Genomic DNA, 9,527 nt, shown 5'->3' on the forward strand with positions numbered 1-9,527 from the left:
CTAGCAGTCGTAGTACATCTCGAACTCGAGCGGCGTCGGGCGCAGGCGCGACGGGGAGATCTCGTTGTCGTACTTCAGCTGGATGTAGGTGTCGATGAGGTCCTCGGTGAACACGTCACCCTCGGTGAGGAAGTCCATGTCCTCCTGCAGGGCCTCCAGGGACGCCTCGAGGGAGGTGGGGGCCTGCGGGATGGAGGCGGCCTCCTCCGGCGGGAGCTCGTAGAGGTCCTTGTCCACCGGGGCGTGCGGCTCGATGCGGTTCTTCACACCGTCGAGGCCGGCGAGCATCATCGCGGCGAAACCGAAGTACGGGTTGCCGGATGGGTCCGGAGCGCGGAACTCGATGCGCTTGGCCTTCGGGTTGGAACCGGTGATCGGGATACGCACGGCAGCGGAGCGGTTACGCTGCGAGTACACCAGGTTGATCGGGGCCTCGAAGCCCGGGACCAGGCGGTGGTAGGAGTTGAGGGTCGGGTTGGTGAAGGCCAGGACCGCGCCGGCGTGGTGCAGGATGCCGCCGATGTAGTAGCGGGCGATGTCGGACAGGCCCGCGTAGCCGGACTCGTCGTGGAACAGCGGCTCGCCGTCCTTCCACAGGGACTGGTGGGCGTGCATGCCCGAACCGTTGTCGCCGGCCAGGGGCTTCGGCATGAAGGTGGCGGACTGGCCGTTCTTGAACGCGGTGTTCTTCACGATGTACTTGAAGGACTGCAGGTCATCGGCCGCGTGCAGGAGGGTGTTGAAGCGGTAGTTGATCTCCTGCTGACCACCGGTGCCCACCTCGTGGTGGAAGCGCTCGATGTCGAAACCGGCGTTGCGCAGGTGGCGGACCATCTGGTCGCGGACGCCGACGGACTGGTCGTACGGCGGGACCGGGAAGTAGCCGCCCTTCATGCGGGTCTTGTAACCGAGGTTGCGCTGACCGTCGATACGCTCCTCGGCGCCGCGGTTCCACCAACCCTCATCGGAGTCGACCTCGTAGAAACCGGAGTTGACGCCGGCCTCGAAGCGGACGGAGTCGAAGAGGTAGAACTCAGCCTCCGCACCGAAGAAGCAGGTGTCGGCGATACCGGTGGAGGCCAGGTACTCCTCGGCCTTGCGGGCGACGTTGCGCGGGTCGCGGGAGAAGGGCTCGCGGGTGAAGGGGTCATGGACGAAGAACTTCATGTTCAGCGTCTTGGCCTCGCGGAAGGGGTCGATCCTCGCGGTGGCGATGTCCGGCAGGAGGTTCATGTCGGACTCGTCGATGGTGGTGAAGCCACGGACGGAGGAGCCGTCGAATGCGAGTCCTTCCTCTGCCGCCTCCTCATCGAACATGGAGGCCGGGATGGTGAAGTGCTGCTCAATTCCCGGGACGTCCGTGAAACGGACATCGACGAACTCGACGTTTTCATCCTTGATGTACTTGACGACATCTGCGGTCGTGTTGAAGGCCACGATGACTCCTTGGTGTGTGCGCTCTCGGTCCTGTGGTATCGCTGCCAGTCTACAGACACTCGATTACCTGTCGACCACTCTAAACTATTTTCTGTCGAGTTATCAATAGTTGGGCGGGGCAGATCACATTTCCGCTGTCCGCACGCCCCCGGCTAATGTCTAGTGTATGGCGAACCCCAAGCGCAGCTGGCTCGACGGCCCCCAGATCCCCGGAGAACACGACGACCCCTTCGCACCCGGGCGCTATCCGGGTGAGAAGCTCGGCCTCCCGGAAGCCGGTCCCGGCTCGCTCGCCTCCGTCGCCCGCCGCGCCGGCGGCGTGATCATCGACTGGTTCCTCTGCCTCGGTCTGGCCATCGCCTTCACCAACTACTCCGACGCTCTCGGCTCGACCGGCACCGTCGTCTACATCTTCTGGGTCATCCTGGGCATCGTCTTCGGCTGGCTCTTCGCCCGCACCCCGGGCCACATGCTGCTCGGCATGGGTGTCGCGCGTGTCGACGTCGGCGGCGCCAAGGTCGGACTCTGGCGCGCCGTGGTGCGCACCCTGCTCACCGGCCTCATCCTCCCGGCCGCCATGGTCGACTCCGACGGCCGCGGCCTGCACGACCGCGCCACCGGCACCTCCGTCATCCGCGGTTAGAGACTGCGCACGGGCTGACGCAGTCGGTGCGCAGCCGCTCGGGGGCACTCCGACGCGGATCGCCGAGATAGATCTCGTGGTGCGGGCCGTTGAACGTCACCCCCAACCGGGGCATCACCTCGGCGTGGAGACGGGCCAGGGTCGGGCCCTCGTCGTCGTACGGGCCGGTGTGCATGATCTGCAGGCAGCGGCCTTCGTCGATAAGCGCCACGTCGACATCCACTCCCGCCAGATCCGACTCCACCACCTGGGCGGGCAGCGGGATGAGCATCTGCCACCGCCAGTTGTCCTTCCGGCGGGCGACAAAGTCAGCCGGGTCATCGGCCCACCACAGCCCTTCGAGCGGACCGACGACGAACACCTCCCCGGTCCGCGCGCGGAAGCGCTTCCGCACCGCATACGCGGCCGGGTACAGCTGCTCCAGGGCAGCGCGGTACAGGGGTGAGGTGTTGGGATCCCCGTGACCGCTCACCGAGAGATACCTCATCGGCGGTACGACCACCTCCACGAATTCTCTTCCCGACGGCCGGTACAGGCCAGGGAGGTCCTTCTTCAGGTCGATGGTCATGGTGCCCAGGGTAGCGTTAACCTTTTGGGCTGACATCAGTTCCGGAAAACCCCAGGAGGGGACTGATCCCGAGTCCAGATGTCAGCCAGAAGTGACAGTCCTGTCGCTACAGCAGCATGAACAGCAGGATCTGCGCGGCAAGGATCTTCGCCACCATCGACACCGGGTACACCGACGTGTAGCCCATGGCGGGCAGGTCATTCTTGGTCACGTCGGAGACATACGACAGCACGGCCGGGTGGGTCTGCATACCGGCGAGGATGCCCGCGGTCTCGCCGAAGGACAGCTTCATCACCTTGTAGCCGATGATGAGCACCAGCAGGGAGATGAGCAGGGTGATCAGCGCGCCGACACCGATGATGGTCAGCGAGGTCGGGTCGGAGAGCGCCGAGCGGAAACCGGCGCCGGCGGTGGTGCCGATCGCCGCCAGGAACAGGGTGATACCGAGCTGACGCAGCGCCAGGTTCGCACCGTAGGGGATCTGCCACACCACGCGGCCCGAACGCCCCAGGGCACCGAGGATGAGGGCCACGACCAACGGGCCGCCGGCCGTACCGAGCTTGAGGGAGGCACCACCGGGCAACGGGATGGCGATCATGCCGACGGCCACACCGATGACCAGACCGATGACCAGGGGGAGGAGGTTGACGTCGGACAGTCGACGGTAGGAGTCACCGAACAGGCGGGTGACCTTTCCCATGCGCTCGTGGGCGGCGACGACGCGGACGCGGTCGCCGAGCTGCAGGATGGTCTCCGGCGTGGCCACCATGTCGTGGTCGCCGCGGCGCACGCGGGTGATGAGCATGCCCGACAGCTGCGGGCGCAGCTTCGCCAGGGGGATGCCGACGAGGTCATTGTTGGAGACGAAGATGCGCCGGTAGTCCAGGTCGTGGCCGTGGAAGGGGTCGCCCGGCAGGGCCTCGCCGATGAGGACGGCGGCGCGGTCGAGCTCCTCGGCGGTGCCGACGACCGAGAGGACATCCCCCGGCTTCGCCCAGGCACCGTTGCCGGGCAGGCGCTGTTCGCCCGCGCGCTCGAGGCGGGAGACGATGACCTCCAGGCCGAGGTCCTCCGGCAGGTCGGCGATGGCGTGCAGGTCATCGCGCTGCACGAGGATGCGGCGGGTGTAGAGCTCGTGGACGGCCACGCCGTGGTCGATGGCCTCCTGCTGGTGGTCGATGCGGAAGGCCTTGCCCATGACGGCGATGGCGAGGATGACCACGATGACACCGAGCGGGTAGGCCAGGGAGTAGGCCACCAGGGGCAGGGCCTCGACCGCGCGGAGCTCGTCCGCGTCGGTGATCAGCGAGGGCAGGGCGTCGACGACCGCGGCCATGGCCGGGGTGTTGGTCAGCGCACCGGTGAACATGCCGGCGCCGGTGACGGCATTGATGCCCAGCAGCTTCACCAGCCCGTAGGCCGCGGCCGTGATGACCACGAAAATGCCGATGGCCAGGGTGTTGTTGCGCAGGCCCTTGGAGCGGAACGTCGCGAAGAAATCATGACCGGATTCCAGACCGATCGTGTACACGAACAGCGCCAGGCCGACGATGTAGATGAGCGGAGGAATCTGGATCGCCGGCTCGATGGCGGCCATGACCAGGCCGACGAAGAGGACGGCGGCGACGCCGAGACGGAACCCGAAGATCTCCAGGCGGCCGAGCACCAGGCCGACCGCCATGATCACGAGTAGGGCGAGAAGGGGATTCTCCACGAAAATGCTCACGTTGTCATCGTGCCAGACAACCCCTGAGAAGGCAGAACGTCCCGGGCTCCCTGCGGCAGGGATCACGGGACGTACTCAGTGTGGCAGAAGACCTACTTGCCGCGGCGCTCGCTCGCGCGTCGCATGCGACGGTTCATGCCGGAGATGTTGCCGCCCTTGGGCAGCGGACCCTTCGGCAGGCCGGCACCCGGCTGGGAGGAGCCGATGGTGTCCATGGCCTCGATCTTCGCGTTGACCGAGTAGACCTCGTTCTTGCGGTAGTTGCGCGGCAGCTTGAGCAGCTCGCGCTGCAGGTTCTTCAGCGGAACCTGGCCCTCACCGTCGCCGATGTACATCTCGTAGACGGGAACGTCACCGGCCAGCCGGTCCAGTCGACGCTTCTGCTCGTTGACCAGGGTCTTGGCGGCGTTCTGGTTGCCCTCGGCGACGAGCACCACACCGGGGTTGCCCACCACCCGGTGGACGATGGCCGACAGGGAGCGGTTCATGGCCACGCCCTGCTTGTTGTGCCACACGATGCCGACGGTGTTGCGCAGGTTGTCCAACGCCCAACCGGCCGCACCGGGCTGGTCGCCGATGCGGTCGTACATGGAGGTCTGCAGACGACGGGAGAAGATGTACATCGCCAGGACGGCACCGAGGCCGATGCCCAGGATGAGCATGAACCACTGTCCACCCCAGGCCAGGCCGATGAGGAAGAAGAGGGCGGCCACGCCCACGACGGACAGCACCATGAGCGGGACGAGCTTCTTATCCTGCTCGCGCTGCATCTTGAAGGCCTGCCAGAGCTGGCCGCGGGTCTCCTTGCCCTTCGCGCGCTTGGCGGCACGCGCCTCTTTCTTCGCGGCCTTCGCGGCCGCCTTCTGCTTGTCGTCTGCCATGGCCTCTACTTTAGGTCAGGGTTTCGCGGGCGCCTAACGGGAGGCGACCGGTGTGTCCTGGGAAGGACCGTACTTGGCCAGCAGTGTCGTGGCCTCCTGGTCGGTGGAACCCTGGGAGGTTTCGGCCAGGTGCTTGAGGTTGTCGGGGATCTCCCGGCCGCGGGCGGCCATCGCCTGCGAGTACAGGCGTCCGGCGCGGTAGGAGGACCGCACCAGCGGACCGGACATGACGGCCCCGAAGCCGAGCTCCTCGGCGAAGTCCTTGTGCTCGACGAACTCCTCGGGCTTCACCCAGCGGTCGATCGGGTGGTACATGGGGCCCGGGCGCAGGTACTGGGTGATGGTGATGATGTCGCAGCCCGCGCTGTGCAGGTCGCTGAGGGCCTCGCGGATCTCCTCGACGGTCTCGCCCATGCCGAGGATGAGGTTCGACTTGGTGATCAGCCCGTAGTCGCGTGCCTGGCGGATGACGTCAAGGGAACGCTCATAACGGAAAGCGGGGCGGATGCGCTTGAAGATGCGCGGTACCGTCTCCACGTTGTGGGCGAAGACCTCGGGACGGGACTCGAAGACCTGCTCCAGCAGCTCAGGCCGGCCGGAGAAGTCCGGCACGAGGTTCTCCACGCCGGTGTGCGGGTTGAGCTCGTGGATCTGGCGGACCACCTCGGCGTAGAGCCAGGCGCCCTCGTCGTCGAGGTCATCGCGGGTGACACCGGTGATGGTGGAGTAGTTCAGGCCCATCTCGCGCACCGACTCGGCCACGCGCCGCGGCTCATCGCGGTCCAGGGGCTCCGGCTTCGCGGAGTTGATCTGGCAGAAGTCACAGCGGCGGGAACAGTTGGCACCGCCGATGAGGAAGGTGGCCTCCCGCGATTCCCAGCATTCGTGGATGTTGGGGCAGCCGGCCTCCTGGCACACCGTGTGCAGGGAGGCACCGGCGACCTTCTTCTTCATGTCCTCGTACTCGGGCCCCGTCTTCACCGCGTTGCGGATCCAGCGGGGCTTGCTCTCGATGGGGGTCTGCGCGTTGCGCGCCTCCACGCGGAGCATCTTGCGTCCTTCAGGTGCGATAGTCACACCGCCACCATACCCCTTCTATTGATAGGGGCTAATGGCCAGGTCAGCGGACCTTCGTGGGGTCCGGGGCCGATCCGAAGGTGTGGTCGGCGACGGCGAGCTCGCCGGCCAGGGCGGCGGTGAGGGCGTCGATAAGCGGCTCGGTGACCTCGGCGACCGTGACCTCGCGGCCGGTCTCCAGGCTGAGCGTGGTCACGTCGGCGTCGTCGATGCCGCACGCCACGATGTGCCCGTAATGCTCGAGCGTGTTCGAGCAGTTGAGGCTCAGCCCGTGCATGGTCACCCCGCGCGTGACGCGGATACCCAGCGCGGCGACCTTCCGGTCCCGCCGATGCTCATCGGCGGGTACCCAGACCCCGGAGCGGCCGTCGATACGCCCCGCCTTATCGACGCCCACCCCACGCACCGTCGCAATGACCGCCTCCTCGAGGCGGCGGACATAGTCGACGACGTCGACCGGATCGGCCAGCTTGATGATCGGGTAGGCGACGAGCTGGCCCTCACCGTGCCAGGTGATGCGCCCACCGCGGTCGACGTCGACGACGGGCAGACCGTTGGTGGGGCGGTCCGCGGGCTGCGTGCGTTTACCGGCGGTGTAGACGCTCGGGTGCTCGAGCAGGAGGATCTGGTCACCGATCTCATCGGCGGCGCGTTGCGACGCCAACTCGGCCTGCAGATCCCAGGCCTGCCGGTAATCCACCACCCCGAGGTGGCGGATCTCCAGGGGCTCAGCGGAGGCGCGGATGGAACGGTCGGCGGGGAAGAAGGGGTCTCGCGGGGCTGTCATTACACGCCGTTGGCCTCTGCGTACTCGGCGGCGGTCATGAGGGCTCCGGCCTCGGAGACCTCGACCTCGAACAGCCAGCCCGCGCCGAAGGGGTCGGAGTTGACCACGGAGTAGTCGTCGTGGATCGCATCGTTGACGGCGGTGACGGTGCCGCTGACCGGGGCGTAGAGGTCGGAGACGGACTTGGTGGACTCCACCTCGCCGCAGGGCTCACCGGCGGTGACGGTGTCGCCGACCTCGGGCAGCTCGGCGTAGACGACCTCGCCGAGGCGTTCGGTGGCCACCGAGGTGATGCCGACCTTGACGGTGTCACCGGCGGCGACGTCCTGGCCGGTGTCGATCCACTCGTGGTCCTCGGAATAGGAGAAGTTCTCGGGCAGGGTGCTCATGGTTGTACCTTCCGTGGGGGGTGTGAGGTTGATGTTAGCTGTCGGCGCGGCGGTAGAAGGGCAGCGCGACGGTCAAGACGGGATGGCGTTTGCCGCGGATCTCCACCTCGAGTTCCATACCGGGCTCCGAGAACTGCGGGTGCAGGCGGGCCAGGGCGATGGGGTGGCCGAGAATGGGGGAGGGCTGGCCGGAGGTGACCACCCCGATCTTTTCGTCCTGGCGGAACACCTCGGCTCCCTCGCGGGCGGCGCGGCGGCCCAGCCCCTTGAGGCCGACGATGGCGGATGCTGGCTCACGCCCGTCGAGTGCCTGCTTACCGACGAAATCCGCCTCCTTGGTGGCAAACGCCCGCGCCATGCCGGCCTCGACCGGGGTGATGTCGGTGCCCAGCTCCTGGCCGTAGAGCGGCATGCCTGCCTCCAGGCGCAGGGAGTCGCGGGCGGCCAGGCCGGCGGGCAGCATGTCGTAGGCGGACCCGGCATTGAGCAGGGCGTCCCACAGATCGCCGGCCTGCGCGTTGGGGAGGTAGAGCTCATAGCCGTCCTCCCCGGTGTAGCCGGTGCGCGCCAGGAGGGTGTCGTAGCCGGCGACCGTCACGGGTGCGGCCGCGTAGTACTTCATGCCGCGGACCACGGTCTCATCATCACCGGCCACCAGGTCGGCGATGATCTCCTCGGCGCGCGGGCCCTGCACCGCGATGAGGGCGGTGTCGAGGGACTCGTCGTGAAGCTCGACATCGAAATCGGCGGCGCGCTCCTGGAACGCCTCCCACACCACGGCGGTGTTGCCGGCGTTGGGCACCACGAGGTACTCGTCCTCGGCGAGGCGGTAGGAGATGAGATCGTCGAGAATGCCGCCCTCGGCGTTGACGATCATCGAGTACTTCGCCTTGCCCACCGGGATGGTCGACAGGGTGGAGATGAGGGCGTGGTCGAGGAACTCTCCCGCCTGCGGGCCGCTCACGCGGATCTCACCCATGTGGGAGAGGTCGAAGATGCCGGCGGCGGAGCGGACGGCGCGGTGCTCGTCGAGCTCGTTGCCGTACTTCAGCGGCATCGTCCACGGGCCGAAGGGGGTGAAGGTGGCGCCGAGATCCTCGTGGCGCGAGTGCAGGGGGCTGTGACGCAGATCAGACACTTAGTTCTCCTGGGAATCGATGTCGAAGGCGGAGGGCGGCGGGCAGGAGCAGACGAGGTTGCGGTCGCCGTAGGCCTCGTTGAGGCGGCGCACCGGCGGGAAGTACTTCGTCCGGCGCAGCCCGGGCACGGGCCAGGCGGCCTGTTCGCGGGTGAAGGCGTACTCCCAGTCGTCGCGGGAGACACTCCATGCGGTGTAGGGGGCGTGGTGGAGGACGGACTCCTCGTAGGCGACCTGCCCGTCGATGATCTCGTCGATCTCCGCGCGGATGGTGCGCATCGCCTCGATGAAGCGGTCGAGTTCGGCGAGGTCCTCCGACTCGGTCGGCTCCACCATGAGGGTGCCGGCGACGGGGAAGGCCAGGGTGGGGGCGTGGAAGCCGAAGTCGATGAGGCGCTTGGCCACATCGGCGGCGGTCACCCCGGACTGCTTCGTCAGCTCGCGCAGATCGAGGATGCACTCGTGGGCGACCAGGTCTGCGCGCCCGGTGTAGAGCACCGGGAAGGAGTCCTGCAGGGAGCGGGCGACGTAGTTCGCGGCGAGGATGGCCGAGGCGCTGGCGCGGGCCAGGCCGGCGGTGCCCATCATGGCGATGTACGCCCACGAGATCTGCAGCACGCCGGCGGAACCGTAGCGGGTCGACGAAATCGGCACGCCGGTGCCTTCGGAGGTGGCGTCGATACGCGTCGGGTCCGTCGGCAGGAAAGGCACGAGGTGTTCGGCCACGCACACCGGCCCCACGCCGGGACCGCCACCGCCGTGCGGGATGGTGAAGGTCTTGTGCAGGTTGAGGTGGGAGACGTCGCCGCCGAACTGCCCCGGCTGCGCGAGCCCCGTCAGGGCGTTCATGTTGGCCCCGTCGATGTAGACCTGCCCGCCGA

9 protein-coding genes and 1 pseudogene are annotated in these 9,527 nt (G+C 67.3%); 1 reads left to right on the forward strand and 9 read right to left on the reverse strand.

The window, feature by feature from the left end; translation table 11 throughout:
* Positions 1-1,437: a type I glutamate--ammonia ligase gene (gene glnA, locus Q4F73_RS09625; RefSeq protein WP_303359131.1), complete on the reverse strand. Its 1,437-nt coding sequence runs from the start codon at positions 1,435-1,437 to the stop codon at positions 1-3.
* 166 nt (positions 1,438-1,603) lie between these two features.
* On the opposite strand from glnA, the gene Q4F73_RS09630 reads away from it, so the two are divergent.
* Positions 1,604-2,080 (forward strand): RDD family protein, encoded by a 477-nt coding sequence (locus Q4F73_RS09630; RefSeq protein ID WP_303359132.1) that lies wholly within the window; start codon positions 1,604-1,606, stop codon positions 2,078-2,080.
* Here the strand turns inward: Q4F73_RS09630 and Q4F73_RS09635 are convergent.
* The 8 genes and pseudogenes from Q4F73_RS09635 to Q4F73_RS09670 form a co-directional block, all read right to left on the reverse strand.
* On the reverse strand, positions 2,067-2,648 hold the full coding sequence (locus Q4F73_RS09635; RefSeq protein ID WP_303359133.1) for a GyrI-like domain-containing protein: 582 nt from the start codon (positions 2,646-2,648) through the stop codon (positions 2,067-2,069). The two genes, Q4F73_RS09630 and Q4F73_RS09635, sit on opposite strands and share 14 nt — an antisense overlap.
* A 106-nt stretch (positions 2,649-2,754) precedes the next feature.
* Positions 2,755-4,374, reverse strand: coding sequence for an aspartate:alanine exchanger family transporter (locus Q4F73_RS09640; RefSeq protein WP_303359134.1), 1,620 nt, complete (start codon positions 4,372-4,374; stop codon positions 2,755-2,757).
* 92 nt (positions 4,375-4,466) lie between these two features.
* Positions 4,467-5,255, reverse strand: a complete 789-nt coding sequence (locus Q4F73_RS09645; protein ID WP_303359135.1) for a DUF4191 domain-containing protein — start codon at positions 5,253-5,255, stop codon at positions 4,467-4,469.
* Positions 5,256-5,288: 33 nt separating this feature from the next.
* Positions 5,289-6,332, reverse strand: coding sequence for a lipoyl synthase (lipA, locus tag Q4F73_RS09650; protein ID WP_303359136.1), 1,044 nt, complete (start codon positions 6,330-6,332; stop codon positions 5,289-5,291).
* Between the two features lie 43 nt (positions 6,333-6,375).
* Positions 6,376-7,119, reverse strand: coding sequence for a lipoyl(octanoyl) transferase LipB (lipB, locus tag Q4F73_RS09655; protein ID WP_303359137.1), 744 nt, complete (start codon positions 7,117-7,119; stop codon positions 6,376-6,378).
* Entirely contained in the window at positions 7,119-7,508 is a 390-nt protein-coding gene (gene gcvH / locus Q4F73_RS09660; RefSeq protein WP_303359138.1) for a glycine cleavage system protein GcvH, read from the reverse strand. The genes lipB and gcvH overlap by 1 nt, the downstream gene beginning before the upstream one ends.
* A 34-nt stretch (positions 7,509-7,542) precedes the next feature.
* Positions 7,543-8,646: a glycine cleavage system aminomethyltransferase GcvT gene (gene gcvT, locus Q4F73_RS09665; RefSeq protein ID WP_303359139.1), complete on the reverse strand. Its 1,104-nt coding sequence runs from the start codon at positions 8,644-8,646 to the stop codon at positions 7,543-7,545.
* A pseudogene (locus Q4F73_RS09670) lies at positions 8,647-9,527 on the reverse strand (glycine dehydrogenase (aminomethyl-transferring)); the annotation flags it as partial. It lies immediately after the preceding gene.

This window comes from Corynebacterium sp. (assembly GCF_030535495.1).
Classification (GTDB): Bacteria; Actinomycetota; Actinomycetes; order Mycobacteriales; family Mycobacteriaceae; genus Corynebacterium.

Bases quoted from the DNA above. Each gene is read 5' to 3' on its own strand.
- Q4F73_RS09630 (WP_303359132.1), top strand. From the start codon at position 1,604: ATGGCGAACCCCAAGCGCAGCTGGCTCGACGGCCCCCAGATCCCCGGA.
- gcvH (WP_303359138.1), bottom strand. From the start codon at position 7,508: ATGAGCACCCTGCCCGAGAACTTCTCCTATTCCGAGGACCACGAGTGG.
- Q4F73_RS09645 (WP_303359135.1), bottom strand. From the start codon at position 5,255: ATGGCAGACGACAAGCAGAAGGCGGCCGCGAAGGCCGCGAAGAAAGAG.
- lipB (WP_303359137.1), bottom strand. From the start codon at position 7,119: ATGACAGCCCCGCGAGACCCCTTCTTCCCCGCCGACCGTTCCATCCGC.
- Q4F73_RS09635 (WP_303359133.1), bottom strand. From the start codon at position 2,648: ATGACCATCGACCTGAAGAAGGACCTCCCTGGCCTGTACCGGCCGTCG.